The organism is Amaricoccus sp. (assembly GCF_047602525.1).
In the GTDB taxonomy this organism is placed as follows: Bacteria; Pseudomonadota; Alphaproteobacteria; order Rhodobacterales; family Rhodobacteraceae; genus Amaricoccus.
In genome coordinates this window covers 2,792,525-2,817,972 of the sequence record NZ_JASGHB010000001.1, presented here as the reverse complement: position 1 = coordinate 2,817,972, position 25,448 = coordinate 2,792,525, and the positions used below count along the sequence as shown (strand labels likewise).

Genomic DNA, 25,448 nt, shown 5'->3' with positions numbered 1-25,448 from the left:
TCTTGGCTGGCAAGATCGACTCCTAGCGTTTTCGGCCGGCCCGTCCGGGGGAGAGGGGCGGCCTCAGAAACCGGCCGTAAACACGATTATCACGACCGGGATTATCGTGTATAAGGCGAAAGCTGCCGCTGTCCAGCCTTCGCGGCTGGTTTACCGCGGGTTCGGCGGAGGATGGCCGCCGGCTGTGGTTGATCGACCTCAGAGCCGCGCGAGGACGCCCCGAAGCGCGGCGCGATAGCGCGCCTCGACCGCATCGCGTGCCACGTGCCGGCCGTCGCGCACCACGTGCCGGCCGGCGGACCAGACGTCGCGCACCACCCGGTCGTCGGCGGCGAAGATCCAGCCGTCGAGGAGCGCGTCGTCGGAGAGCGCCATCAGCACCGGGTCGTCGACGTCGATCGCGACGATATCGGCCAGCGCGCCGGGCCGCAGCGCGCCGGCGTCGCGGCCGAGCGCCCGCGCGCTGCCCGCCACCGCCGCGTCGTAGAGCGTCCGGCCGACCGACGCTTCCGGCTCGGCGAGGACGTTGCGCGCGCGGTCGCGCAGGCGCTGGCTGTATTCTAGGGTGCGCAGCTCTTCCCCCAAAGCGATGCGCACGTTGGAATCCGAGCCGATGCCGAAGGCGCCGCCGGCCGCGCGGTAGCGGGCGCCGTCGAAGATGCCGTCTCCGAGGTTCGACTCGGTGATCGGGCAGAGGCCGGCAACGGCGCCGGAGGCGGCGAGCCGGGCGGTCTCGGCCGCGGTCATCTGGGTGGCGTGGATCAGGCACCAGCGTGGCCCGAGGCCGACGGCATCGAGCAGGAAGTCGACCGGCCGCGCCCCGAGCCAGGCGGAGACCTGTTCCACCTCCTGTACCTGCTCGGCGGCATGGATGTGCATCGGGCCGTCCGGCACCGCGGCGAGCAGGGCGCGGATGTCGTCGGGCGTCGAGGCGCGCAGCGAGTGCGGCGCCGCGCCGAGCCGGCCGTCGCGGGCAAGGCCGGCGCCGGCGCGCTGGTGCAGGGCGAGGAAGGCGTCGAGGTCGTTGCCGAAGCGCAGCTGCCCGCCGGCGAGCGGCGTGCGGTCGGCCCCGCCCCAGGTGTAGAGCACCGGCAGCAGGGTGAGGCCGATCCCGGTCGCCTCGGCCGCCGCGACGATTCGGTGCGACAGCTCGGCCGGGTCGGCGTAGGGCGTCCCGCCGGGGGCGTGGTGCAGGTAGTGGAATTCCGCCACCGCCGCGTAGCCCGCTTCCAGCATCTCGACGTAGACGAGGCCGGCGATCGCCTCGATTTCGTCGGGCGTGAGCACGTCGAGGAAGCGGTACATCAGCCGCCGCCACGTCCAGAAGCTGTCGGCAGCGGGGCCGCGCCGCTCGGTCATGCCGGCCATGGCGCGCTGGAAGGCGTGGCTGTGCAGGTTCGACGGCGCCGGCAGCAGGGCGCACCGGCCGAGCACGCGGTCGCCGGCGACGACCTCGGCCTCGGGCGCGACGCCGGTGATGCGGCCCTCCTCGACCGTGATGCGGACATCGCTCGCCCAGCCGTCGGGCAGAAGCGCACGGGGGGCGAAGAGCGCGGGCATCGTCGTTGGGCATCCTGCTTGCGGGCGGGTGCGAGTTAAGTCGATTATGCCGGCGAAGGCAAAGGGGGGCGCTCGGGTTGGACGAGGTTCTGGTCAACGTCGCCGTCGCGACGATGCAGCCCGGCAGCGCCGCCTACGGCCTGGTCGAGGACGGCGCCGTGGCGCTGCGCGGCGGGCGGATCGAGGCGGTCGGCCCACGCGGCACGGTCGGGGCGGGCCTGCCGGAGCGCGACCTCGGCGGCCGGCTGGTGACACCGGCGCTGATCGACTGTCACACCCATCTCGTCTTCGGCGGCGACCGCGCGCGGGAGTTCGAGATGCGGCTCCTCGGCGCGAGCTACGAGGAGGTGGCGCGGGCCGGGGGCGGCATCGTCTCGACCGTGCGGGCGACGCGCGCGGCTGGCGAGGCGGAGCTGCTTGCCGCGGCGCTGCGGCGGGCGGATGCGCTGATCGCCGAAGGCGTGGCGACGCTGGAGGTCAAGTCCGGCTACGGCCTCGACCGGGACACCGAGCTGCGGGTGCTGCGCGTGGCCCGCGCCGTCGGGCGCGCGCGGCCGGTGCGGGTCCGCACGACGTTTCTCGGCGCGCACGCGGTGCCGGACGGGATGGACGCGGACGCCTACATCGACACGGTCTGCATCCCGACGCTGCGGGCGGCGGCGGCGGAGGGGCTGGTCGATGCGGTCGACGGCTTCTGCGAGGGCATCGCGTTCTCGGTCAGCCAGATCCGCCGGGTGTTCGCGGCGGCGCGCGCGCTCGGCCTGCCGGTCAAGCTGCACGCGGAGCAGCTGTCGAACCTCGGGGGGGCGGCGATGGCGGCGCGCGAGTTCGCGGCGCTGTCGGCGGATCATCTGGAATACCTCGACGCCGACGGCATCGCGGCGCTCGCCGCGGCCGGGACGGTGGCGGTGATGCTGCCCGGCGCGTTCTATGCCCTGCGCGAGACGCAGGCGCCGCCGATCGCGGGACTGCGGGCCGCGGGCGTGCCGATGGCGGTGGCGACCGACTGCAACCCGGGCACCTCGCCGCTCACCTCGCTGCTGCTCGCGATGAACATGGCCTGCACCTGCTTCCGGATGACGCCGGAGGAGGCGCTGGCGGGGGCCACCCGCGAGGCGGCCCGCGCACTCGGGCTCGACGACGCGGGCGTCATCGCGCCGGGGCGGCGGGCGGATCTGGCGGTCTGGGACGTGGCGCACCCGGCGGAGCTTTCCTATCGCATGGGCTACAACCCGCTGAGCCGGCGGATTTTCGGAGGCGAGGCATGATCCTTGTTCCCGGGGCGGTGACGCTCCCCGAGCTGGAAGCGGTGTGGCGCGGCGCCGACGCGACACTCGATCCCGCGGCGCGCGGCGCGATCGAGACCGCCGCCGCCCGCGTCGCGGCGGTGGTGGCGGCGGGGGCGCCCGTCTACGGCATCAACACCGGCTTCGGCAAGCTCGCGAGCAAGCGGATCGCGGCGGAGGATACCGCGCTGCTCCAGCGCAACCTCATCCTGTCGCACTGTGCGGGCGTCGGCGAGGCGACGCCCGCGACCGTGGTGCGGCTGATGATGGCGCTGAAGCTCGTCTCGCTCGGGCGCGGGGCGTCGGGGGTGCGCTGGGAGCTGGTCGCGCTGCTGCAGGGGATGCTGGACGCCGGCGTGGTGCCTGTGGTGCCGGTGCAGGGCTCGGTCGGCGCCTCCGGCGATCTGGCGCCGCTCGCGCACATGGCGGCGGTGATGATCGGCGCGGGCGAGGCCGAGGTCGGCGGCCGGCGCCTGCCCGGGGCGGCGGCGCTGGCCGCGGTCGGGCTCGCGCCGATCGAGCTGGCTGCGAAGGAGGGGCTGGCGCTCATCAACGGCACGCAGTTCTCCACCGCCTGGGCGCTCGCGGGCCTGTTCGGGGCGTGGCGGGCGGCGCAGGCGGCGCTGCTGGTGTCGTGCCTCACGACCGACGCGATCATGGGCTCGACCGCGCCGCTGCGGCCGGAGATCCACGCGCTGCGGGGGCACCGCGGCCAGATCGAGGCGGCGGCGGCGATGCGGGCGGTGATGGCGGGCTCGGCGATCCGCGACAGCCATCGCGAGGGCGACACCCGGGTCCAGGATCCCTACTGCATCCGCTGCCAGGCGCAGGTGACGGGCGCGGCGATGGACCTGCTCCGGCAGGCGGCGGCGACGCTGGTCATCGAGGCGAACGCCGCCACCGACAACCCGCTGGTGCTGGAGGACGCCATCGTCTCGGGCGGCAACTTCCACGCCGAGCCGGTGGCCTTCGCCGCCGACGTGATCGCGCTTGCGGTCGCCGAGACCGGCGCGATCGCGCAGCGGCGGGTGGCGCTGATGGTCGATCCCACCCTGTCGCACGACCTGCCGCCGTTCCTCGCCACCGACCCCGGCCTCAACTCCGGCTTCATGATCGCCGAGGTGACGAGCGCGGCGCTGATGAGCGAGAACAAGCACCTCGCCACGCCGTGCTCGACGGACTCGACCCCGACGAGCGCCAATCAGGAGGACCATGTGTCGATGGCAGCCCATGGTGCCCGGCGGCTGACGCCGATGGTGCGAAACCTCGAGCGGATCATCGGCATCGAGGCGCTCTGCGCGGCGAAGGGCGTCGAGGTGCGCGCGCCGCTGAGCACCAGCGTGCCGCTCGCCGCGGCGCTCGCGCGGCTGCGGCAGGACGTGGCGCCCCTCGCCGAGGACCGCTATCTCGCCCCGGACCTCGAGGCCGCCGCGGCGCTGGTCCGCGACGGCGCGCTGGTCGCGGCCTCGGGCGCCGCCTTCCCGGACCTCGGCTGATGCTGGTCGAGGTCGTACAGGGCGACGGGCCGGTGATCCTCGGCCTGCCGCACACCGGCACGTGGCTGCCGGACGACGTGTTCGCGCGGCTGAACCCGGTCGGCCAGCGGCTCGCCGACACCGACTGGCACATCCACGAGCTTTACGCCGGGCTCCTGCCCGGTGCGACGACGGTGCGGGCGACCTTTCACCGCTACCTCATCGACGCGAACCGCGGCCCTGACGACGCGAGCCTCTATCCGGGCCAGAACACCACCGGGCTCTGTCCGGTGACGGACTTCGACGGCCGGCCGATCTGGCGCGACGGCGAGGCGCCGGGGCCGGAGGAGGTGGCCGAGCGCACGGCCGCCTACCATGCGCCGTATCACCGGATGCTGGCGCGCGAGATCGAGCGGGTGCGCGCCGCGCATGGCGTGGCGATCCTCTACGACTGCCACTCGATCCGCAGCGTCATCCCCTACCTGTTCGACGGGGTTCTGCCCGACCTCAACGTCGGCACCGCCGAGGGCACGTCCTGCGCGCCCAGCGTCGAGGCCGCGGTTCTGGCGCAATGCCGCGACTCGGGCTTCACCTACGTCGCGAACGGGCGCTTCAAGGGCGGCTGGACGACGCGGCACTACGGGCGGCCGGAGGCTGGCGTCCACGCGCTGCAGATGGAGCTGGCGCAGGCGACCCACCTCGCCACGGAGGCGCCGCCCTTCGCCTGTGACCCGGAGCGCGCCCGGCGGCTGCGCCGCACGCTCGGGGGCATTCTCGAAACGCTGGCGGGGATGACCGCCGATCTCGGAGGCCGCGATGTCTGATCCGCGCAAGAACACCCGCGACGTCTATCCGCCCACCGGACCCGAGATCAGCGCCCGGAGCTGGCTGACCGAGGCGCCGATGCGGATGCTGATGAACAACCTGCACCCGGATGTGGCCGAGAACCCGCACGAGCTGGTCGTCTATGGCGGCATCGGCCGGGCGGCGCGCACGTGGGAGGACTTCGACCGCATCGTCGCGACGCTGAAGTCGCTCGGCGACGACGAGACGCTCCTGGTGCAGTCGGGCAAGCCGGTCGGCGTCTTCCGCACCCACGCCGACGCGCCGCGCGTGCTCATCGCCAACTCCAACCTCGTGCCGCACTGGGCGACCTGGGACAAGTTCCACGAGCTCGATCGCAAGGGCCTGATGATGTACGGCCAGATGACGGCAGGCTCGTGGATCTACATCGGCAGCCAGGGCATCGTCCAAGGCACCTACGAGACCTTTGCCGAAGCCGGCCGCAAGCACTATGGCGGCGATCTCAGGGGCCGCTGGATCCTGACCGGCGGCCTCGGCGGCATGGGCGGGGCGCAGCCGCTGGCCGCGGTGATGGCGGGCGCCTGCTGCCTCGCCGTCGAATGCAACCCGGACTCGATTGATTTCCGCCTGCGCACCCGCTACGTCGACGAGCGCGCCGAGAGCCTCGACGCGGCGCTGGCGATGATCGAGCGGTGGACGGCCGCCGGCGAGGCGAAGTCGGTCGGCCTGCTCGGCAACGCGGCGGACGTCTTCCCCGAGCTGGTGCGGCGCGGCGTGCGGCCCGACATCGTGACCGACCAGACCAGCGCGCACGATCCGATCAACGGCTACCTGCCGCAGGGCTGGACCATGGCCGAGTGGCGGGCAGGGCGCGAGAGCGACCCGAAGGCGGTGGAGCGCGCGGCGCGGGCGTCGATGAAGGTCCATGTCGCCGCGATGGTCGACTTCTGGAAGGCGGGCGTGCCGACCGTCGACTATGGCAACAACATCCGGCAGATGGCGCTGGAGGAGGGGCTGGCGGATGCCTTCGCCTTCCCGGGCTTCGTGCCGGCCTACATCCGGCCGCTGTTCTGCCGCGGCATCGGCCCGTTCCGCTGGGCCGCGCTGTCCGGCGACCCGGCCGACATCCATGCCACCGACGCCAAGGTGAAGGAGCTGATCCCCGACGACGCGCACCTGCACCAGTGGCTCGACATGGCGCGCGAGCGCATCGCGTTCCAGGGCCTGCCGGCGCGCATCTGCTGGGTCGGGCTCGGGCAGCGGCACCGGCTCGGCCTCGCCTTCAACGAGATGGTGCGCACGGGCGAGCTGAAGGCCCCGGTGGTGATCGGGCGCGACCACCTCGACTCGGGCTCCGTCGCGTCGCCGAACCGCGAGACCGAGGCGATGATGGACGGGTCGGATGCGGTCAGCGACTGGCCGCTCCTGAACGCGCTCCTCAACTGCGCCAGCGGTGCGACGTGGGTGTCGCTGCACCACGGCGGTGGCGTCGGCATGGGCTTTTCGCAGCACTCGGGCATGGTGATCGTCTGCGACGGCACCGACGCCGCGGCGCAGCGCATCGGGCGGGTGCTCTGGAACGACCCGGCGACCGGGGTGATGCGGCATGCGGATGCGGGCTACGAGATCGCGCTCGACTGCGCGCGCGAGCACGGGCTGCGGCTGCCGGGGATCCTCGGGAACTGACGGGCGACTTCCTGTACCGACCGAAGCGCGCTTGCGCGAGTGCCGGCCCGACAAGGAAACTCTCCAGTGGAGAGTTTTCCGGGCCGGGCAGCCTTTGCCCAGGCAAAGGCTGCGAGGGGTGGAGATCTCTGCGGAAGGGCGCCATCCGGCCGTGGCTGCCCCGGCGGGCGCGGAAACGCGCCTGCCCCCCGGAGGGGCAGTCGCGGACGGATTTGTCACCCGCCAAATCCGTCGTTCCCGACCGTCGTGGTCCGCTCGCCGCGTGGGCGCGGCTCCTGCGCTCAGGCCCCGGCAAACCACCCCGGCCGCACCTCCCGCAGCCGCGCCGCCTCGGCCTCGGGCAGGCGGTCGAGCGGCAGCTGGTAGACGTGGACCGAGAACACCACGGCCCGCGTCAGCGGCAGGCGCAGCAGCGTCTGCCGCTCAACCCGGACATAGGCCACCTCGCCCGCGCCCGGCGAGTGGCGGGAGAATTCCGGCCGCGGGCTGTGCAGGTTGGCGTGGGCATAGGGGATGAGGTTCGCCCGCATGATCGGCGCCTCGGGCCGTATCGCGTCGAACAGCCGCTGCACCCGCCGCGCCACGGTCTCGTCATAGACATCGACCGGCAGGTGGATGCGCCCGAGCGGCATCCCGAACTTCTGCGCCAGCGTCCAGTTCGACGGAAAGCAGAGCACGGCCCCGGTCAGCACGTGCTCGGCCGCGCCCTCGGGCTTCTCGAGGATCACCAGAATCCTCCTGCACCAGACGGCCGGCGACGAGCAGCGGCGCTCCGGCGAGCGGCACGAGGATACCGTCCGGCCGCCGCATCGCCCCGCCCTCGCGGACATAGCCGGGCACGCCCTCGAGATGGGCGAGCACCAGCGCCAGCAGCTCGTCGGCGGCGGGCCGTGCGCCCGGGGCGAGCGCGTGCACCTCGGCAGGGCGTTCGGCGATCAGCCAGTCGCGCAGCGACATCTGGCCGGCGAAGACCTCGTCGCGCTGCAGCCAGTCGGCCAGTGTGATCGGCGTCGTTCCCGGCAGGCGCAGCGTGTGTTCGGCCATCCACGGGACGACGGGCAGGCGGTCGTGCAGGACGTTCGGGGCGCTCGCGCTCATGCAGGGCTCTCCCAAGGCTGACCGCCGCCGTTTCCCACCGCCCCGGCCGCAAGTAAAGCGCTTTGGTCGGGGCAGCGCGCCTTGACCACTCTGGCGATTAACTGTCGCCCCAAGGACGTATTGTCCTGCACGATCGGCCAGCATCCCGACGGGCGCATCCTGTGCTTTGCTGCCGGCGGCCGCGAGGGTGAGCGACCGCAGAGAGGGTATTGAAAATGATCGGGGACGCAGGGGGGATTGCCCACGCGGCGGATGTGCCTGCCGACGTCTGCATCGTGGGGGGCGGGGTCGCGGGAATTTCCATCGCGCTCCAGCTCGCCGCGGCGGGTCGCAAGGTCTGCCTGCTTGAAGGCGGGCGCGAGACCTTTTCGTGGCGCTCGCAGGAGCTGTATGGCGGCGAGGTCTGGGACCCGCGCTACAGCCTGACCGGAACGCGCACGCGCATGCTCGGCGGCAGCTCGAATTGCTGGGGTGGCTGGACCCGGCCGGCCACGTCGAACGACTTCGACCCGCGACCGTGGCTCGGGATGACCGGCTGGCCGGTGGGCGAGTCGGACCTCGCGCCGCACTACGCCCGCGCCGCCGAGCTGCTCGAGGTGGTGGAGCCGCGCTCCGACGCCGACCTGATGGGCGAGCTGCCGCCCGACCTGCGCCGGCTGGCCGAGATCGGCGGCGAGGCGTTCCGCACGATCTTCTTCGGGATGAGCCCGCCCACGGCGCTTGGAAAGGTCCACCGCGAGCTGCTGGCGAACGCGCCGGGCCTCGACGTCATCCTCGAGGCGACGGTGACGCGCCTTGTCTCCTCGCCGACCAGCGACGCGATCGAGGCGGTGGAGGGGATGAGCCCGGCCGGCCCGTTCCGGGTGCGCGCCGGCATGGTCGTCCTGGCGGCGGGCGGGATCGAGAACCCGCGGCTGCTGCTCGCCTCGGGCGGCATCGGCAACCGGCACGATCTGGTCGGGCGGTATTTCATGGACCACCCGCGGCTTCGGATGCGTCACCTGCTGCTCGACGAGGACCCGGGCTTCGCCCGGCTCTACGACGCGCGCCACTACGGCGGCGGCTCGATGGTGACGCGGCGCGGGCGGCACGGCGCGGCGTTTTCGCCGACGCTGGCCGAACAGGCGCGCGCCGGCGTGCTGCAGAGCTACACCGGGCTGGTCGCGACCTACTTCGGCCAGAGCGATTCGACGATGGAAGACGCCCGGCAGGTGTGGAAGGCGCTGAAGGGCGAGCTGCACGAGACGATCGACGCACGCCGCCTCGCCCGGGTGATCGCCAAGGCGCCGGGGGCGGCCGCCTATGTGCTGGGCCGCAAGCTCGACCTGCGCGGCGCCAGGATGCGCTACGAGATCGAGACGGTGGTCGAGCCGCTGCCCGACCGGGAGAACCGGGTGGTGCTGGTCGACGCGAAGGACCGCCACGGCGTGCCGAAGATCCATCTCACCTGGCGCCGGCACGACGTGGAGCGCGAGACGCACCGCCACGCGCTCGACTCCGTGCGCAAGGCGGTCGAGGCGCGCGGCTACGGCCGGACCACGGTCGATCCGTCGGTGTGGGAGCCGGAGCGCTGGGACTCCACCGTCATCACAACGTGGCACCACATGGGCACCACGCGGATGGCGACGGCGCCGTCGCAGGGCGTGGTCGACGCCGACTGCCGCGTCTTCGGCACCTCGAACCTCTACGTGGCGGGCAGCTCGGTCTTCGTCACCGGCGGCGGCGTGCCGCCGACGTTCACCGTGGCGACGCTGGCGCTGCGGCTCGCGGCGCATCTCGAAGGGCGGCTGAGCCGGCCGGCGCTGGCGGGGGCCGCCTGACGACGCGCTTTGCCAGCGGGCCTGTTTCCAGATATTGACGATCTGGAGCAGGCCCGCGCTATCCTTGGCGGGCGTCGAACAAGAGGCCCCCATGGTCCATGCGCCCGATCTCTTCGGTGACGATCCCGCCTCGGGCGGCTACGATGCCAGCTCGATCGAGGTGCTCGAAGGGCTCGAGCCGGTGCGCAAGCGCCCGGGCATGTACATCGGCGGCACCGACGAACGCGCGCTGCACCATCTGGTCGCCGAGATCCTCGACAACTCCATGGACGAGGCGGTGGCGGGCCACGCCAACCGCATCGAGGTGGAGCTCGAGGCCGACTTCTCGGTGACGGTGCGCGACAACGGCCGCGGCATGCCGGTCGATCCGCACCCGAAGTTTCCGGGCAAGTCGGCGCTCGAGGTGATCCTCTGCACGCTGCACGCCGGCGGCAAGTTCTCCGGCAAGGCATACCAGACCTCGGGCGGCCTGCACGGGGTCGGGGCATCGGTGGTGAACGCGCTGTCCGACCGGCTGGTGGTCGAGGTGGCGAGGAACCGCCAGCTCTGGCGCCAGACGTTCAGCCGCGGCCATCCGCAGGGCGGAATTCGAGGCGCTGGGCGCGGTGCCGAACCGACGCGGCACCACCGTCACCTTCCACCCGGACGCCGAAATCTTCGGCACCGCCGCACATTTCAAGCCCGCGCGCCTGCTGAAGATGGTCCGCTCGAAGGCGTACCTGTTTTCCGGAGTCGAGATCCGCTGGAAATGCGCGCCCGAGTGCCTCGCGGCGGGCGACGACACGCCGGCGGCGGCGGTCTTCCACTTTCCCGGCGGCCTTGCAGACTATCTGGCCGAGCGGCTGGACGGGGCCGACTGCTATGCCGACAAGGCGTTCGCCGGAAAGGTCGACTTCTCCGAGCGGTTCGGGCCCGAGACGGTAGGCTCGGTGGAATGGGCGATCAACTGGACGCCGCAGCGCGAGCCGTTCGTCTCGTCCTACTGCAACACCATCCCGACGCCGGAGGGCGGTACGCACGAGGCCGGCTTCTGGGCGGCGGTCCTGAAGGGGATGCGGGCCTTTGGCGAGCTGGCCGGCAACCGCAAGGCGGCGCAGATCCAGCGCGACGACGTGATGGCCGGCGGCTCGGCGATGATCTCTGTCTTCATCCGCGAGCCGGAGTTCGTCGGACAGACCAAGGACCGGCTGGCGACGCAGGAGGCCGCGCGTCTGGTCGAGAATGCGGTGCGCGATCGCTTCGACCACTGGCTCGCGGCGGATACCCGGACCGCGGGGGCGATCCTCGACTATCTGGTGCTGAAGGCCGAGGAGCGGACCCGCCGGCGCGCCGAGAAGGAAACCCAGCGCAAGACGGCGGTGAAGAAGTTGCGCCTGCCCGGCAAGCTCGCCGACTGTTCCGGGGCGACGCGCGACGGCTCGGAGCTGTTCCTCGTCGAGGGCGACTCGGCCGGCGGCTCGGCGAAGCAGGCGCGCGACCGCAAGACTCAGGCCGTGCTGCCGCTCCGGGGCAAGATCCTGAACGTGCTCGGTGCCGCGTCGTCCAAGCTGATGCAGAATCAGGAGCTGAGCGACCTCGCGCTCGCCATGGGCGTGCAGGCGGGGTCGCGCTTCTCCGTCGACGATCTGCGCTACGAGAAGATCATCATCATGACCGACGCCGATGTCGATGGCGCGCACATCGCCTCGCTGCTGATGACGTTCTTTTTCACCCAGATGCGGCTGCTGATCGACCGCGGGCACCTCTATCTCGCCGCGCCGCCGCTCTACCGGCTCACGCAAGGGGCGAAGTCGGTCTATGCCCGCGACGACGCGGAAAAGGCGGCGCTGGTCGCGAAGGGCATCGGCGGGCGCGGCAAGATCGAGGTGTCGCGCTTCAAGGGCCTGGGCGAAATGATGCCGGCGCAGCTGCGCGAGACGACGATGAGTCCGGCAACCCGCACGCTCATCAAGGTGACGATCGCCGAGGACGAGGGCGAGACCGGCGATCTGGTGGAGCGGCTGATGGGCAAGAAGCCCGAGCTGCGCTTCCAGTACATCCAGGAAAACGCCCGGTTCGTCGCGGAAGACGAACTCGACGTGTAACCCCTCCGGGGCGGGCCGTCAGCGCGGCGTCTGGAAGGTGCCGTTGCACGCAAAAGTTGCAGGTGTGGATCCCGGCTTGCACGAGACGGTTCAGGTCGGGACACTCCAATTTTTTTGTGATCGTTTTGAGGGGCGGCTAGATACTACTCGCATGAATGGAAAAAGTGGATTCTGTATTATGATTATTAAATAAATAATCTTGGATATTTGAAAGTATAGATTCAGGGTCGTATCAGGCCGACGTTGCAGGGAGGTCCTTCAAACGCCGGCGCGCGGAGCCTTTCGCGGAGCAACAGGTTATTCATCGGTTTCCGGTGCATGCGCCAGCGGCTGATCGGCCACCGCGCATCTCCATCCCAAACAATCTATCAGACCAAGGTCCATGATTGTGTCGTATATCTGTCGTGATGCGTCGCAAATTTGCCATCAGTTGCGTTTAGTGCTGCGCGTGCGAACGGCACGGGTGCTCGGTGATTCGCCCCTCGACGGTCGGTTCCCATGCCAAACCGGCTTGCCGAGCGTCTGCGGGGCGAGAAAACAGGAGACAATCCGACATGTTCCATCGACCCGTTTCGCAAGAAAATTTCCGCGGTGAACCGATCAACTCGGCTGAAACGCGCGGATTCCCGCATCCGGCGCAGATGAGCATGGCGACGGGCACGGCGCTCGCCCGCTGCGGGGAAACGTCGCACTGTGATGGAACCGCAAGTTGAGTTATGGTTCTGGCACCATCGAAGAACGCCCTGGGAGGACGCACATGCACATGCAGGACCGGACCATCGTCGTTCTCGCGACTGACGCACGGATCAACGAGAGGTTGATCGCTCGCGGGATGGACCCGATGCGTGGTCCCTGCCTCGCCGACGTGCTTCAGGAAGCGATCGGCGAGCGGCTGACGTCGAAGGACGCGCTGCGTCTGTGGGATCCCGAACGCCTCGCCCGCGACCCGCGGGTGCGTGCCGTGCTCAGCCGCTACGTGGAGCAACGCGCGTCCTGACGCGCGGGCGCCCGCTCAAGCCAGCCATTCCTGCCGTTGAACCTCAATGCCGCGTCGGATCGCGGGTCGGCATCGCGTGCGCCTGCAGGACTTCGAGCGGCACGACGGCCAGCGTCGCGCGGTGGGTGCTGGCGAGCACCACCTTCGGGGCCACACCCGCCGCCAGCGCTTCCGCCCAGCGGGCGGCGCAGAGGCACCAGCGATCGCCCGGGCGCAGGCCGGGAAATCCGTACTCCGGCCGGGGCGTCGAGAGATCGTTGCCCTGCTGCCGCGAGAAGGCGAGAAATTCCTCGGTCACGCGCACACAGACGGTGTGCCGGCCGCGATCCTCCGGCCCGGTGTTGCAGCAGCCGTCACGGAAAAAGCCGGTCTGCGGGTCGAAGGAGCAGGGCTTGAGCGGCCCGCCCAGCACGTTGACGCTCTCCTCGGTCCTGGCGCGCATGGCTCGGCTCACCTCGTCGCTGCTGGAACGAGCTTGCGCGCCCGCGCCGCGAGTGTCCAGCGGGGCTGGCGGTGCCTGACGCCGCCGGGCATAACGGGGACCATGCGCACCCACTCCCAGGCTCGTCCATGAAGCCCGTCCCCGATCCGCGCGGCCCGATGCCGCGGTCCCTCCTGGTGCTGGTTGCCGTGATCGCGGTGATCGAGCTGGTGCTGAGCCTGTCCGACGCCGGCTGGATCGCCGACCCGTCGCTGCGCAGCCGGGCGCTGTGCGCCGGCGGATTCTGGTCCGCGCTCGGCCCGGACGCGCCCTTCGCACGGCTCTGCGGCGCGCCGGCGGGGCAGCTCTTCGCGTTGCAGCCGGTGACCATGTTCATCAGCCATGCCTTCCTGCACGGATCGCTGCTGCACATGGTGATGAACATGACGATCCTGCTCGCGATCGGCCGGTTCGTCGGCGACCGCTACGGCGCGGGTTCGATCCTGCCGGTGTTCCTGCTCTGCGCGATCGCCGGCGGGGCGGTGTTCAAGCTGCTGGCGAGTCCGGCCTTTCCCATGGTCGGGGCCTCGGGGGCGGTCTTCGGCTTTCTCGGGGTGTGGATCGTCTGGGACTGGCGGCGGCATCAGCGGGCTGCGCGCTCGACGTCGCCGGTGCTGCGCCGGGTGCTGGTGCTCGCCGGGCTCAACGTCGTGCTGTACTACGGGCTCGGCGGGATGCTGGCATGGCAGGCGCACCTCGGCGGTTTCGCGGCCGGCGTGCTGATCGGGATATGGCTCGAGAACCGGCTGGAGCGGGCGTGGATCGGCGAGATGCGGCGGCAGCGTGCCGAGCGCGATCCTGGCGCCTGAGCGTCAGGTCTCCGCCCAGAGCCGCCGCGCGATGTCGCGCAGCTGCAGCGACTCGGCCCATCGGTCGGCGGTGTCGTTGCCGTCCCGGCCGACGATGGCATAGGGCTTCGGTCCCAGCTCGCAGGTGAAGACCAGCTCGGCATCGGCCGCGCTGCGCCGGCGCCAGCTGGCGAAGCCATGGCGCCACCACCGCTCGAACAGCTCCACCCACATCCGGTGCGGCGGGAACGAGATCTCGACCTGCACCTGCTCGCGCGAGCCGACACGGCCGTGGAATGCCCAGGAGGCGTCGATGATCCGCTCCATCATCGCGTGGTTCTCGTCCGAGACCGGCCAGGCGAACTCGCGTCCGACCAGGAAGTGCGACAGGTCGGCCAGGAGCGGCAGTCCGGGCAGGGCATCGAGCAGGTCGAGGGTGAAGTAGAGGTCGGTGGTCATCCGGTCGCGGTGAGTCTCGATCAGGACGGGAAAATCCACCTCCTCGGCGAGGCGCATCCAGCCTTCGAGCAGCGGCAGGCAGTCCTCGACGCGCCGCGGCCGCACGTCGGGCTGGATGTCGAGGTGCAGCGGCGGAAACTCCGCCGCGATCTCCAGCACCGGCTTCAGGTCGTCCACCGTCTGCGGAAAGCACTGGCCCTCGGCGCGCAGGCCGGCCGGCCCGAGCAGGCCGGAGAGCCGCGCCACCGCCGCCCGGTCGGTCCAGTGGGTGCTGACCCCGTCGAAGCCCGCGCCCGCGATCATCGCGACGTTCTCTTCGAGCGTGCGCTCGAAGCCGTCGGTGTGGCGCCGCTCCATCGCCCAGAGCGATTGCAGCACCAGAAGCCTCTGCCCGTCCCCTGCCATCGCGGTTCTCCGCCGCTAGATGTTCATCGTGGCGATCTTCGCGGCAATTGCCCGGCCGAGCGCGGCGTGGGCGGCGGCGTCGAAGTGGATGCCGTCGACCGGACTGACCGAGATCACCTCGCCGGCGTCGAGGAATTCCGCCCCGTGCCGGGCCGCGACGCGGGCGTATTCCGCCGCGAGGCCGCGCGACTTGGCGGCACCGCCCAGAAACATCTCGGCGAGGCAGCCCACTTCCTCGATCGGCATCGGCGCAACGACCAGCATTCGCGGCTGGCTGGCGTCCTGGCCGCAGTAGCTGTGGCGCAGCGTGTGCAGCAGCAGCGAGACCGACTGGCTGATGTCGAGCGGCGTGACGCTGAACCGCTGCTTCAGGTCGTTGGTGCCGAGCATCAGCACCACGAGGTCGATCGGCCGGTGCGACTCGAGGATTGCCGGCAGCACGGCGAGGCCGTTCTTGTAGACGCCTTCGATCGGGTCGGGGTGCACCGTGGTCCGGCCGGGCAGTCCCTCTTCCACCACCCGCCAGCCGGGACCGAGCGCCGCGGCGCAGACCCCGGGCCAGCGTTCGGCCGGACCGAAGCGACCCTGATCCTCCAGCGTCGCCATCGGTACGGTGCCGTGGGTGTTCGAGTCGCCATAGGCGAGCACCACGCGCTCGGGCATGCCCGGGTCTCCTTCGTCGGCTCAGATGTCGAAGCTGTTCGGCAGGATGACGAGATCGCGGATGTTCACGTTCCGCGGCCGGGTCAGCATGTAGTGAACGGCGTCGGCCACCTCGGAGGGCTCGATCAGCGCGCCGTTGGCGATCGCACGGTCGAGGTTCTCCTTCGGCCAGTCCTTGAGCAGCGCGGTGACGACCGGGCCGGGCGCGACCTCCATCACCCGGATGCCGTGCTTCGCGAGCTGCCGGCGCATGGCGTGGACGAACGCCTGCACCGCGTGCTTCGACGCGGTATAGACCGGCTCCCACGGCACGGCGACGTGGCCCGCGATCGAGCTCGTCACCACGATGTCGCCGGTCCCCCGCTCGATCATGTGCGGCATGACCGCGCCGGCGGTGCGGAACACGGCGTTGACGTTGAGGTTCAGCATCCGGTCCCACTCGTCCGGGCTGCTGTCGAGCAGGTCGCCGCCGACATAGGTGCCGGCATTGGCGTGGAAGATGTCGAGCTGACCGGCCTTGGCGAGGATCGCGGGGACCATGGTCGAGACACTCTCCGGCGAGAGCAGGTCGACCTCGACGGCGAAGGCCCTGTCGCCCAGCTCGGCCACCAGCTTGTCGAGCGCGGCCTTGTCGCGGTCGATGAGGCCGACGCTGGCGCCGGCGTCGAGCAGGCGGCGGGCGCAGGCGAGGCCGATGCCGGAGGCGGCGCCGGTGATCGCGGCAACCTTGCCGCTCAGGGTCTGGTCCATGGGTTTCCTCCTCATTTCACGCGTGAAAGAGTGGGTCGCACCCTGGTTTCACGCGTGCTGTTGGGGCAGTCATTCGTTTTCATGCCGGGCGGCGCCGTCGGACGCACCCGGTGGTTATCCGGGCGCCGCGCGACTATGGCGCAACCATATAGCCGCCATCCACCGGCAGCGAGACGCCGTGCACCATGGCGGCGGCGTCCGAGAGCAGGAAGAGGATCACCTCGGCCACGTCGTCCGGCTCGGCGAAACGGCCGACCGGGATCCGGCTCAGCATCGAGGCGGCCTTGGCCTCGTCGCTCCACGCCTTGACCGCCATCGGCGTCAGCGTGACGGTCGGGTTGATCGCGTTCACCCGAATCCCCTTCGGTCCAAGCTCGACCGCCATCACCCGGGTCAGTCCGTCGAGGCCGGCCTTCGACGCGCAGTAGGCGGCATGGTCGCGGAAGCCGACGAAGGCCGAGACCGACGAGACGTTGACGATGGCGCCCTTGCCGCCGCCGGCGACGATGCTCCGGGCGTATTCCTGCGCCACGATCATCGGCGAGCGGGTGTTGACGGCATAGAGCAGGTCGAGATGCGCCTCGGGCAGGTCGAGAAACGAGTCGAGTTCGGTGGTGCCGGCGTTGTTCACCAGCAGGTCGGCCGGCAGCGCCGCCCGGATCGCGGCCCGGGTCGCCTCCGGGTCGGCGAGGTCGACCGCATGTGTCTTGCAGCCGATCTCGGCAGCGAGCGCCGCCAGGTCGCTCGCCGAACGCGACAGCGCGGTAACGGTCGCGCCGCGGCGCGCGAGCATCACCGCGGTCGCCCGCCCGATGCCCTTGCCGGCGCCGGTGACGACGACGTGCTTGCCGGTGAAGTCCATGCGTGAGGTCCTCAGATGCGGGCGCCGCTGGCGCCGTCGAACAGATGGGCGCGGCGCGGGTCGATGCGCAGCGAGATCTCCTCGCCCGGACGCGCGTCGAAGCGGTCCTTGACCACCGCGTCGATGGCGTCCTCGCCGATGCGCGCGAAGATCTGCGTCTCCGAGCCGGTCGGTTCCAGCACCGAGACGCGGGCGGGCAGGCCGCCCGGGCCGACGTCGATGTGCTCGGGCCGGATGCCGTAGACCACCGGCCGGCCGTCGTCGGCACGCACGCCCTCCAGCGGAAGCGTGGCGCCGCCATCGGCGCGGACGACGACGCGGCCGTCGGCGCTCGCCAGCCTGCCCTTGATGAAGTTCATCGCCGGCGAGCCGATGAAGCCCGCGACGAAGGTGTTGGACGGGTTGTCGTAAAGCTCGAGCGGCGGGCCGATCTGCTCCACCCGGCCGTCGCGCATGACCACGATCTTGTCGGCCATCGTCATCGCCTCGATCTGGTCGTGGGTGACGTAGACGATCGTCGTCTTGAGCCGCTGGTGCAACTCCTTGATCTCGACCCGCATCGCCACGCGCAGCTTGGCGTCGAGGTTCGACAAGGGCTCGTCGAACAGGAACACCGCCGGATCGCGGACGATGGCCCGGCCCATGGCGACGCGCTGCCGCTGGCCGCCCGAGAGCTGCTTGGGGTAGCGGTCGAGCAGGTGGCCGAGGTCGAGGATCGCGGCGGCCCGGCCGACCTTCTCGGCGATCTCGGCCTTGGGCGTGCCCTTGATCTTGAGCGCGAAGCCCATGTTCTCGCCCACGGTCTTGTGCGGGTAGAGCGCGTAGGACTGGAACACCATGGCGATGTCCCGGTCCTTCGGCATCACGTCGTTGACCACCCGGCCACCGATCGAGATCTGCCCGTCCGAGATCGGCTCGAGACCGGCGATCATCCGCAGCAGCGTGGACTTGCCGCAGCCGGACGGGCCGACGAGGACGACGAACTGGCCGTCCTCGATGTCGACGCTGACGCCGTGCATGACCTCGACGCTGCCGTAGCGCTTCTTGACGTTCCTGACGGTGACTTCGGCCATGGGGTTACTCCGGCAGGACGATCTGCATCTTGACCTGGCCCGCGGGCGCCGAGGCCGCGATCTCGAACGCCTCCACGCTCTCGTCGAAGCCGAAGGTGCGGGTGATGAGCGGCTTCACGTCGATCGCGCCGGACGACAGCATGCCGATGCAGCGCGGGAAGACGTGGGCGTAGCGGAAGACATGCTCGACGCGGGCCTCGCGGACCATGCCGGCACCGACATCGTAGGCGATCGGGTCGCTCTGGCCGCCGATGAAGACGACGCGGCCACCCGGACAGAGCGGCTCGAACACGCCGGCGGCGCCGCGCGGGTTGCCGGAGCATTCGATGACGATGTCCGCGCCCCAGCCATCGGTGCCGGCGAGGACGGTCTTGGCCAGATCCTGCGAGCGGACGTTGATCGGGGTGATCGCCCCGAGCGTGGCGGCGAGCGCGAGCTTCGCGTCATCGACATCGGAGACGTAGACGCGCGCGCACCCGGCCGCGAGCAGCGACAGCGCGGTGACGAGGCCGATGGGGCCGGCGCCGATGACGAGCCCGACGTCGCCGGGCTTGACCGCCGCCTTGGTGGCGCCGTGCACGCCGACCGCCAGCGGCTCCACCATTGCGGCTTCGGCGAAGCTCACATTGTCGGGCAGCTTGAAGGTGAAGAGCTCCGGGTGGACGACCGTCGGGCGGAGCACGCCGTGGACGGGCGGCGTGGCCCAGAATCGCACGGCGGGATCGACGTTGTAGATGCCGAGGCGGGTGGCGCGGCTGTCCGGGTCCGGGATGCCCGGCTCCATGCAGACGCGGTCGCCGACCTTGAGGGTGGTGACCGCAGAGCCGGTCTCGATCACCGTGCCGCTGGCCTCGTGGCCGAGGATCATCGGCTCGCGCACGATGAACGGGCCGATGCCGCCGTGGGTGTAGTAGTGCACGTCGGAGCCGCAGATGCCGACCGTGTGCAGCTTGATGCGGACATCGCGCGCGCCGAGGATTTCGTCGCGCTCGATCGGGAAGTCCCGGAGCGACAGTTTCTTTTTCTCTTCGAGTACCAGTGCCTTCACCGGATCCTCCCCTTAACCCTTGCGAATGATGAAGACCCCGAGCGCAAGCACGAGGATGTGGCAGATCCAGAGCGGGATCGCGGCTTCGAGGAAGCGCATCCACAGAAGCTCCATCGCCACGCCGATGTAGATCGCGATGAACAGCCGGTCGAACCAGTTGGTCGCGATCGGCAGGAACCCGACGCGGGCGGGCGTGGCCTGCACCGCCTTGGCCTCGTCGTCGGCGTTCTCGAGGTCGATCAGGTCCATGGGCTCACTCCTTGACCGCGCCGAAGGTGAGGCCGGCGACGATGTGGCGCTGGACGAGGCCGAAGATGAACAGGGCGGGCACGAGGGTGATCATCGCGATCGCCGCCATCTTGCCCCATTCGGTGCCGGTGGTCGTCACGTACTCGGACAGGCCGGTGGTGATGGTGCGGGCGTTGAAGCTCGTCAGCGTCGCCGCGAGCAGGAACTCGTTCCAGGCGAAGACCCAGGTGAGGATCAGCGTCACCGCGAGGCCCGGGCGGGCGAGCGGCCAGATCACCTCGCGGACCACCTGCCAGGTCGAGGCGCCGTCGACGGTCGCGGCCTCGTCGAGCTCCTTCGGGATGCCTTCCATCGTGGGCCGGAGCGTCCAGATCGCGAACGGCAGGTTGAAGGTGCAGTAGAGCAGGATCAGGCCGATGCGCGTGTCGTAGAGCTTGAACGGCCCGATGACGAAGAGCTTGGTGAAGAGCAGGAAGAACGGCAGCAGGAACACCGCCGCCGGGGCCATCCGGTTGGTGATCGTCCAGAAGAAGATGTTTTCCTTGCCGCCGAGATCATAGCGCGACAGCGCGTAGCAGGCCATGAAGGCGAGGGTGCAGACCAGCACGGCGTTGCCGGTGGCAATGATGATCGAGTTCATCATGTAGCGGCGCAGGGTCTCGTCGGTGAGAACCTGAGCGTAGTTCTTCCAGTAGAAGCTCTTGAGGATCACGTCAGGCGTGGTGAAGAGATCGACCGGCGCCTTCACCGAGATGACGAACAGCCAGTAGATCGGGAACAGCGTCACGAAGCTGAGCGCGATCCAGAGCAGCAGGCTGACGAACGGGTTCGAGGTGCGCACCGGTCACTTCCCCTTGTTGCGCGGCGCGACGAGGCCGACGTAGAGCATCCAGCACATGACGAGCGTGAGATAGAGCACGACGACCGAGATCGCGGCGCCATAGCCGTAGTCGGTCTTCGGGAAGACGACCTTCCAGATGTGGAGGCCGACATAGCGGGTGGCGGCGCCCGGGCCGCCGCCGGTCAGCATCCAGACCTCGTCGACGGTGCGCAGCGCATCCATCATGCGGATGAAGACGGTGGCGAGGATCGCGGGCCGGATCATCGGCAGGGTGATGTGCCAGAAGATCTGGCTGCGGCTGGCGCCGTCGATCTGCGCCTGCTCGAAGGGCTCCTTCGGGAGCGACAGGAGGGCGGCGAGCAGGGTCAGCGTGACGAGCGGCGTCCAGTGCCAGATGTCCATGATGACGGTCAGGATGAACGCGGCATTGGCGTCGCTGCCGATGTTGAGCGTATAGCCGAACCAGCGCTTCAGGTAGACCGGCACGATGCCGAGGCTGGGCGTCGTCATCAGCCGCCAGACCGAGCCGACGACGATGGGCGCGACGATCAGCGGCAGGGTGTGGACGGTGCGAAAGAAACCCTTGCCCGGAAACTCGCGCATGAGGAGCTGGGCGAGCAGGTAGCCGATGATGATCTCGGAGCCGACCGCGAAGAAGGCGAACTTCAGCGTCAGCCACACCGAGGTGAGGAATTCGGCGTCGAAGACCAGGCGGCGGAAGTTGTTGGCGCCGATGAAGACCTGGTTCGGATTGGCGCCGAACGGGTTCCACTGGTGGAACGACAGATACAGCACGTAGATGAACGGCAGGATGCCGAAGACGCCAAGGATAGTCAGCGTCGGAGCCAGCAGCAGCCAGCCCACCTTGTTCGAGCGCATCTCGCTCCCCCCCCGGATCGTCTTCTTGCGCTTGTGGGAGCGGGGGCCGATACGGGCCCCCGCCAGATGTCGAGGCTACTTGCGATAGCCGAGGTTGGTCAATTCCTGCTCCGCGGTCGCGGCCATCTTGTCGAGACCTTCGTCCGGGCCGATGGCGCCGGTCAGGATGTCGTAGAAGATCGGCGCGGTCGCCTCGCGCAGCTGCGCGTGGAACGGGTAGGGCGGGGCGCCGGCGAACAGCTTCCCGTCGTCCTTCAGCATCGTGTAGTAGCCGGCGAGCTTCTTATCCATGGCGATGACGCCCGGGTCGGAATAGGTGGCGGTGTTGGTGATGCGCGGCGCGGCGACGGCCCAGGCGGGCTGCACCTCGTCCTGGCCGATATACTGGAGGAAGAGCAGCGCGGCGTCGCGGTTCTTGGAGCTGACGGGCACGCCGAAGGCGCCGCCGTCATAGTAGCCGATGTAGCCCTCGCCCTTCTCGGCCGCTTCCATCACGCCGGGCGAGACCGGCGGCAGGGCGACGCCGACATGGTCGACGACCTTGGAGCGTTCCGGGTCCGACGCGATCCACGCGGCATTCTCGCCGTAGACGAAGCCCTGGGCGGCACGGCCGGCGGCGAAGGTGGCCGCGACCTCGGTCCAGGTGCTCGACGGCGACTCCGGCGGCGCGATGTCGCGCAGGTGGAGCCACCACTTCAGCGCCTCCTTGGCCTCCGGGCTGTTCATCCGGCCGCCGTGCTCGACGGTGGCGGCATAGTTGTTGTTCGCGTCGATGCCCCAGTTGTAGACGCCGAAGGTCGGGGCGACCGTCTCGAAGTACTCATACCACGAGGACGGGTGGCCGGTGTTGGCCTGCGCCGTCGAGCCCCAGAGGTCGAGGCCCTTCTCCTTGCCGTATTCGGTGAAGAAGTCGGCGATCGAGGTATATTCCTCGTGCGTGGTCGCGGGCTTCAGGTCGTGACCTGTCTTGGCCTTGTAGGCGGCCTGAATCTCGGGGTCGTTGAACAGGTCGGTCCGGTAGAGGTAGACCTTGATGAAGGCTTCCATCGGCACGCCGAAGAGGTCGCCCTTCTCGCCCTTGAAGTAGTTCGCGAAGGTGGTGAACTTCGCCTCGTCGAACGTCGGCGCCTTCAGCTCCGGCTTGTCCTTCAGCGACTGGGTGACATCGGTCAGGAACTGGCGCTGCAGATAGGCGTAGATGATGTCCTGCTCGATGTAGACGAGGTCATAGATGCCGGTCTGGGCCTCCATGTCCTTGATCGCCTTGTCGTACATCTGATCCCACGAGGTGGTCTCGATCTCGACCTTGATGCCGGTCTTCTTCTCGAATTCCGGCGCCAGCACGTCGCGGATGTAGGTCGACGGCGGTGCGTTCTCGGTGACGCCATGCAGTGTCACGCCCTTGAACGGTGCGCCGGCCTCGGACCAGAAGTCGGCCCAGGCCGGCACGGAGCCGGCCATCATCGCGAAGATGAGCGCCGACGCGCCCGCCCTCAGCCCGTGTCTCATACGCTTCCTCCAAGTTGGTCCGGGCCTCGGCGGCGCCGGTTGCGTTTCCCTGGGTCCGGCTTCTCTCCAGCGGCCTTGTCGGGTGAGTCTCCGGCGCTTGTCGTCGCGTCGGTTCGGCCGCCCCGTGCCAGACGCTAATCCGTTTCCGCGAGCGCGACAAGAATTTGTTGCGTAGAGCGCGGAAATGCCTGACGCCTCTGCGCGGTGCCGGAAAATCGTGTTGCGGCCGCGTATCGGGTCGGCGCGCCCACGGCGGAATCTCGAAAAATTGACGAGGGAATGCAGCCTTAAGTGCGTGATGCGGCGCAGCAATCAACCGCGCGTGCCTGGCGCGCTGCCGGCTCGGAGCGTCGGCAGTGCCGGCGGAGCGGCGCCGACGGCTCCGGCGATGAAGGAGACCGCACGACCAATCCGACGCTTGACAGCAATCGCCGATTCGCTTGATTTGTTGCATCGGGCAACAATAGGGCCGGACGATCCGGCCGGGGGGAGAGGCAATGCGGCGGTTGGGCGTTCACTCGTTCGTCTGGACGGACGGCAAGACCCAGGCGGGGCTTGAGCGGGCGCTCGAGCAATCGGCGGAGGCAGGCTATGGCCTGATCGAATTCGCCTACCTGCGCCCCGAGCTGTTCGACCTCGACGCCCTCGCGAAGCGGGCGCAGGGGCTCGATATCGAGATCACCGTGACGATGGGCCTGCCCGTCGCTGCCGATGTATCGAGCGAGGACCCGGCGGTCGTCAAGGCCGGTGAAGCGCTGCTCGCCAATGCCGTGGCCGCGGTGCGCGACGTGGGCGGCACCCGCCTCGGCGGCATCCTCTACTCCGCCCACCGCAAGTACGACGCGAAGCCGACGGCGCGCGGCTGGCAGAACAGCGCGGCGGCGATCGGCAAGACCGCCGACGCGGCGCGCGAGGCGGGCGTCTCGCTGGTGCTCGAGGTGGTGAACCGGTTCGAGTCGAACCTCATCAACACCACGGCGCAGGGACTCGCGTTCCTGAAGGACACCGGCAGCGACGACGTGACGCTGCACCTCGACACCTTCCACATGAACATCGAGGAGGCGAACCCCGCCGCCGCGATCCGGCTCGCCGGGCCGAAGGTCTCGTACTTCCATATCGGCGAGAGCAACCGCGGCTACCTCGGCGACGGGGTGATCGACTTCGACCGGACCTTCGATGCGCTGCTCGACATCGGCTATTCCAGCGACATCACGTTCGAGTCGTTCTCCGGGGCGATCGTCGACGAGGCGCTCTGCCTCGCCTGCGGCATCTGGCGCGACACCTGGACCGACAATGTGCCGCTGGCGCGCCACGCCAAGGCCTACATCGAGCTGAAGCTCGGCGAGGCGGAGCGGCGCCGCGCCACGAACGCGAGGCCCTGAGCACCGTCGGGCTTCGGGAGGCGAGGGTGCTCGACCCGGGGATCACGTCTGTCTCGTCGCGCCGGACCCGGCAGTCGAACGAGATCGCCGTGCTTCGGGCGCTGCACCGGATGGGTCCGCTCAGCCGGGCCGAGCTGGCGCGCGCGCTGCGGCTCAACCGCTCGTCGTCCGGGCACATCGTCGCGGCGCTGCTCGCGAGCGGCCTCGTGCGCGAGACCGCCGCGGCGGCGCCGGCCGAGCCGGCGCGGGTCGGGCGTCCCGGCATCCGCTTCGAGCTGGTGCCGGGGGCGGTGTTCTTCCTCGGGATCGAGATCGGCGTCGAGCATGTCCGCGCGGTGGTGATCGACCTCGACGCCCGGATCGTCGCGCACCGGGCCGAGCCGTTCGACGGCGCCGGCACGCCGGCCGACCGGGCGATCGAGGTCGCGGTGGCGCTGGCGCTCGACACGATCGGGCCGGAGCGGCTCGCGCGCTGCGAGGGCGCGGGCGTCACGGCGCCGGGGCAGATGGACCACGAGGGGCTGGTCCGGGTGGCGCCGATCCTCGGCTGGAAGGCGGTGGACCTGCCCGCCCGCCTGCGGCGCGCCCTGCCGCAGGCGCTGCCGGTGATGGTCGAGAACGACGGCAACGCCTTTGCCATTGGCGCGATCTACGGCCACAGCGCGCCGCCGCGGGGCGTGACGCTGTTCCTGGTGCTCGAGACCGGCGTCGGGGCGGGTATCGCCGTCGACGGTGCGCTGGTGCGCGGCGGGCACGGGCTGGCGGGAGAGATCGGCCACATGCTCGCGCCGGACGCCGCCGGCCGGCTGCGCCCGCTCGAGGCAGTGATCGGGCTCGAGGCGGTGCTCGCCGCCTATGCCGCGGCGGCGGGGCTCGACCGGCCGGCGCTGCCGGAGTTCCTGGCGCGGGTGCGCGACCGCGAGCCGGCGGCGGTGACGGTCGCGGAGAGCTGGGCGCGAACGCTGGCCTTCGCGCTGGTGCAGGTGTGCCGGCTGCTCGATCCGGGCCACATCGTGCTCGGCGGGTCGCTGGCCGCGCTCTATCCGCTGGTCTCGGCCCGGGTGATCGCACACGTCGGCCTGATCCAGGAGACGAGCTTTCCGGTGCCGTCGATCGTCATCGAGGCCACCGACGGAGGCTCGGCCTTCGGCGCGGCCTGCATGTTGCACCAGAGGTTCCTGTCGCTCGAAGGGCAGGGCCAGCCGGATCGGGCGGCGGTCGCCGAAGGCGACCCGGACGGCGCCTGAGG

Annotated in this window: 23 protein-coding genes and 1 pseudogene; 10 read left to right on the top strand and 14 right to left on the bottom strand. The window is 70.1% G+C overall.

The features are described 5' to 3' along the window. Positions 1–198: 198 nt before the first annotated feature. On the bottom strand, positions 199–1,560 hold the full coding sequence (locus QM699_RS14455) for a formimidoylglutamate deiminase (protein ID WP_415011786.1): 1,362 nt from the start codon (positions 1,558–1,560) through the stop codon (positions 199–201). A 113-nt stretch (positions 1,561–1,673) separates the two neighbouring features. Here QM699_RS14455 and hutI point away from each other — a divergent pair, with 113 nt between their 5' ends. Genes hutI through hutU form a run of 4 tightly spaced genes read left to right on the top strand, consistent with a single transcriptional unit; the run spans position 1,674 to position 6,811 of the window. After that, a complete protein-coding gene (gene hutI, locus QM699_RS14450) occupies positions 1,674–2,828 on the top strand; it encodes an imidazolonepropionase (protein ID WP_415012761.1) in 1,155 nt (384 codons plus the stop codon). After that, positions 2,825–4,342 (top strand): histidine ammonia-lyase, encoded by a 1,518-nt coding sequence (gene hutH / locus QM699_RS14445; RefSeq protein ID WP_415011785.1) that lies wholly within the window; start codon positions 2,825–2,827, stop codon positions 4,340–4,342. Before hutI ends, hutH begins: the two co-directional genes overlap by 4 nt. After that, on the top strand, positions 4,342–5,145 hold the full coding sequence (gene hutG / locus QM699_RS14440) for an N-formylglutamate deformylase (protein WP_415011784.1): 804 nt from the start codon (positions 4,342–4,344) through the stop codon (positions 5,143–5,145). The genes hutH and hutG overlap by 1 nt, the downstream gene beginning before the upstream one ends. Further along, positions 5,138–6,811, top strand: a complete 1,674-nt coding sequence (gene hutU, locus QM699_RS14435) for a urocanate hydratase (protein WP_415011783.1) — start codon at positions 5,138–5,140, stop codon at positions 6,809–6,811. The genes hutG and hutU overlap by 8 nt, the downstream gene beginning before the upstream one ends. Before the next feature lie 281 nt (positions 6,812–7,092). Here hutU and QM699_RS14430 read toward each other — a convergent pair whose 3' ends face one another. Together QM699_RS14430 and QM699_RS14425 are read right to left on the bottom strand one after the other, a co-directional pair. Then, a complete protein-coding gene (locus QM699_RS14430) occupies positions 7,093–7,488 on the bottom strand; it encodes a heme-dependent oxidative N-demethylase subunit alpha family protein (protein WP_415011782.1) in 396 nt (131 codons plus the stop codon). Further along, positions 7,403–7,909 (bottom strand): heme-dependent oxidative N-demethylase subunit alpha family protein, encoded by a 507-nt coding sequence (locus QM699_RS14425; protein ID WP_415011781.1) that lies wholly within the window; start codon positions 7,907–7,909, stop codon positions 7,403–7,405. Before QM699_RS14425 ends, QM699_RS14430 begins: the two co-directional genes overlap by 86 nt. Before the next feature lie 215 nt (positions 7,910–8,124). Here QM699_RS14425 and QM699_RS14420 point away from each other — a divergent pair, with 215 nt between their 5' ends. From QM699_RS14420 to QM699_RS14410, 3 genes and pseudogenes are all read left to right on the top strand, one after another. Continuing rightward, positions 8,125–9,729: an FAD-dependent oxidoreductase gene (locus tag QM699_RS14420; protein ID WP_415011780.1), complete on the top strand. Its 1,605-nt coding sequence runs from the start codon at positions 8,125–8,127 to the stop codon at positions 9,727–9,729. Between the two features lie 91 nt (positions 9,730–9,820). After that, positions 9,821–11,813 (top strand): annotated as a pseudogene (gene parE, locus QM699_RS14415) (DNA topoisomerase IV subunit B). Positions 11,814–12,570: 757 nt separating this feature from the next. Continuing rightward, positions 12,571–12,810 (top strand): hypothetical protein, encoded by a 240-nt coding sequence (locus QM699_RS14410; RefSeq protein ID WP_415011779.1) that lies wholly within the window; start codon positions 12,571–12,573, stop codon positions 12,808–12,810. A 43-nt stretch (positions 12,811–12,853) separates the two neighbouring features. Here QM699_RS14410 and QM699_RS14405 read toward each other — a convergent pair whose 3' ends face one another. Then, a complete protein-coding gene (locus QM699_RS14405; protein WP_415011778.1) occupies positions 12,854–13,252 on the bottom strand; it encodes a DUF2237 family protein in 399 nt (132 codons plus the stop codon). Between the two features lie 158 nt (positions 13,253–13,410). Here QM699_RS14405 and QM699_RS14400 point away from each other — a divergent pair, with 158 nt between their 5' ends. After that, positions 13,411–14,100 (top strand): rhomboid family intramembrane serine protease, encoded by a 690-nt coding sequence (locus QM699_RS14400; protein ID WP_415011777.1) that lies wholly within the window; start codon positions 13,411–13,413, stop codon positions 14,098–14,100. A 3-nt stretch (positions 14,101–14,103) separates the two neighbouring features. Here QM699_RS14400 and QM699_RS14395 read toward each other — a convergent pair whose 3' ends face one another. The 10 genes from QM699_RS14395 to QM699_RS14350 all read right to left on the bottom strand — a co-directional run bounded on the left by QM699_RS14395 (position 14,104) and on the right by QM699_RS14350 (position 22,817). Further along, positions 14,104–14,943, bottom strand: coding sequence for a sugar phosphate isomerase/epimerase family protein (locus QM699_RS14395; protein ID WP_415011776.1), 840 nt, complete (start codon positions 14,941–14,943; stop codon positions 14,104–14,106). A gap of 15 nt (positions 14,944–14,958) precedes the next feature. Next, a complete protein-coding gene (locus QM699_RS14390; RefSeq protein ID WP_415011775.1) occupies positions 14,959–15,606 on the bottom strand; it encodes an SGNH/GDSL hydrolase family protein in 648 nt (215 codons plus the stop codon). 21 nt (positions 15,607–15,627) lie between these two features. Continuing rightward, complete coding sequence (locus tag QM699_RS14385; protein ID WP_415011774.1) at positions 15,628–16,356, bottom strand: SDR family oxidoreductase; 729 nt, start codon at positions 16,354–16,356, stop codon at positions 15,628–15,630. Positions 16,357–16,489: 133 nt separating this feature from the next. After that, positions 16,490–17,218 carry an SDR family oxidoreductase gene (locus QM699_RS14380; RefSeq protein WP_415011773.1) on the bottom strand — a complete coding sequence of 243 codons (729 nt, stop codon included), beginning with the start codon at positions 17,216–17,218 and terminating at the stop codon, positions 16,490–16,492. A gap of 11 nt (positions 17,219–17,229) precedes the next feature. Further along, positions 17,230–18,291 (bottom strand): ABC transporter ATP-binding protein, encoded by a 1,062-nt coding sequence (locus tag QM699_RS14375; protein ID WP_415011772.1) that lies wholly within the window; start codon positions 18,289–18,291, stop codon positions 17,230–17,232. A 4-nt stretch (positions 18,292–18,295) separates the two neighbouring features. Next, positions 18,296–19,339 (bottom strand): NAD(P)-dependent alcohol dehydrogenase, encoded by a 1,044-nt coding sequence (locus QM699_RS14370; protein WP_415011771.1) that lies wholly within the window; start codon positions 19,337–19,339, stop codon positions 18,296–18,298. 12 nt (positions 19,340–19,351) lie between these two features. Further along, a complete protein-coding gene (locus QM699_RS14365) occupies positions 19,352–19,588 on the bottom strand; it encodes a DUF2160 family membrane protein (protein WP_415011770.1) in 237 nt (78 codons plus the stop codon). Between the two features lie 4 nt (positions 19,589–19,592). Further along, a complete protein-coding gene (locus QM699_RS14360) occupies positions 19,593–20,429 on the bottom strand; it encodes a carbohydrate ABC transporter permease (protein WP_415011769.1) in 837 nt (278 codons plus the stop codon). Positions 20,430–20,432: 3 nt separating this feature from the next. Beyond that, on the bottom strand, positions 20,433–21,308 hold the full coding sequence (locus tag QM699_RS14355) for a carbohydrate ABC transporter permease (protein WP_415011768.1): 876 nt from the start codon (positions 21,306–21,308) through the stop codon (positions 20,433–20,435). A 75-nt stretch (positions 21,309–21,383) separates the two neighbouring features. Then, positions 21,384–22,817 carry an extracellular solute-binding protein gene (locus QM699_RS14350; protein ID WP_415011767.1) on the bottom strand — a complete coding sequence of 478 codons (1,434 nt, stop codon included), beginning with the start codon at positions 22,815–22,817 and terminating at the stop codon, positions 21,384–21,386. A 497-nt stretch (positions 22,818–23,314) separates the two neighbouring features. On the opposite strand from QM699_RS14350, the gene QM699_RS14345 reads away from it, so the two are divergent. Beyond that, positions 23,315–24,199 carry a sugar phosphate isomerase/epimerase family protein gene (locus tag QM699_RS14345; protein WP_415011766.1) on the top strand — a complete coding sequence of 295 codons (885 nt, stop codon included), beginning with the start codon at positions 23,315–23,317 and terminating at the stop codon, positions 24,197–24,199. A gap of 26 nt (positions 24,200–24,225) precedes the next feature. Further along, positions 24,226–25,446: an ROK family protein gene (locus QM699_RS14340; protein WP_415011765.1), complete on the top strand. Its 1,221-nt coding sequence runs from the start codon at positions 24,226–24,228 to the stop codon at positions 25,444–25,446. The last annotated feature ends 2 nt before the right edge of the window (positions 25,447–25,448 follow it).

What these genes read in the sequence shown, in the direction of transcription:
- QM699_RS14455 (WP_415011786.1), bottom strand. Translation starts at nt 1,560, where the DNA reads ATGCCCGCGCTCTTCGCCCCCCGTGCGCTTCTGCCCGACGGCTGGGCG.
- hutI (WP_415012761.1), top strand. Translation starts at nt 1,674, where the DNA reads ATGCAGCCCGGCAGCGCCGCCTACGGCCTGGTCGAGGACGGCGCCGTG.
- hutH (WP_415011785.1), top strand. Translation starts at nt 2,825, where the DNA reads ATGATCCTTGTTCCCGGGGCGGTGACGCTCCCCGAGCTGGAAGCGGTG.
- hutG (WP_415011784.1), top strand. Translation starts at nt 4,342, where the DNA reads ATGCTGGTCGAGGTCGTACAGGGCGACGGGCCGGTGATCCTCGGCCTG.
- hutU (WP_415011783.1), top strand. Translation starts at nt 5,138, where the DNA reads ATGTCTGATCCGCGCAAGAACACCCGCGACGTCTATCCGCCCACCGGA.
- QM699_RS14425 (WP_415011781.1), bottom strand. Translation starts at nt 7,909, where the DNA reads ATGAGCGCGAGCGCCCCGAACGTCCTGCACGACCGCCTGCCCGTCGTC.
- QM699_RS14420 (WP_415011780.1), top strand. Translation starts at nt 8,125, where the DNA reads ATGATCGGGGACGCAGGGGGGATTGCCCACGCGGCGGATGTGCCTGCC.
- QM699_RS14410 (WP_415011779.1), top strand. Translation starts at nt 12,571, where the DNA reads ATGCACATGCAGGACCGGACCATCGTCGTTCTCGCGACTGACGCACGG.
- QM699_RS14405 (WP_415011778.1), bottom strand. Translation starts at nt 13,252, where the DNA reads ATGCGCGCCAGGACCGAGGAGAGCGTCAACGTGCTGGGCGGGCCGCTC.
- QM699_RS14400 (WP_415011777.1), top strand. Translation starts at nt 13,411, where the DNA reads ATGCCGCGGTCCCTCCTGGTGCTGGTTGCCGTGATCGCGGTGATCGAG.
- QM699_RS14395 (WP_415011776.1), bottom strand. Translation starts at nt 14,943, where the DNA reads ATGGCAGGGGACGGGCAGAGGCTTCTGGTGCTGCAATCGCTCTGGGCG.
- QM699_RS14390 (WP_415011775.1), bottom strand. Translation starts at nt 15,606, where the DNA reads ATGCCCGAGCGCGTGGTGCTCGCCTATGGCGACTCGAACACCCACGGC.
- QM699_RS14385 (WP_415011774.1), bottom strand. Translation starts at nt 16,356, where the DNA reads ATGGACCAGACCCTGAGCGGCAAGGTTGCCGCGATCACCGGCGCCGCC.
- QM699_RS14380 (WP_415011773.1), bottom strand. Translation starts at nt 17,218, where the DNA reads ATGGACTTCACCGGCAAGCACGTCGTCGTCACCGGCGCCGGCAAGGGC.
- QM699_RS14375 (WP_415011772.1), bottom strand. Translation starts at nt 18,291, where the DNA reads ATGGCCGAAGTCACCGTCAGGAACGTCAAGAAGCGCTACGGCAGCGTC.
- QM699_RS14365 (WP_415011770.1), bottom strand. Translation starts at nt 19,588, where the DNA reads ATGGACCTGATCGACCTCGAGAACGCCGACGACGAGGCCAAGGCGGTG.
- QM699_RS14355 (WP_415011768.1), bottom strand. Translation starts at nt 21,308, where the DNA reads ATGCGCTCGAACAAGGTGGGCTGGCTGCTGCTGGCTCCGACGCTGACT.
- QM699_RS14350 (WP_415011767.1), bottom strand. Translation starts at nt 22,817, where the DNA reads ATGAGACACGGGCTGAGGGCGGGCGCGTCGGCGCTCATCTTCGCGATG.
- QM699_RS14345 (WP_415011766.1), top strand. Translation starts at nt 23,315, where the DNA reads ATGCGGCGGTTGGGCGTTCACTCGTTCGTCTGGACGGACGGCAAGACC.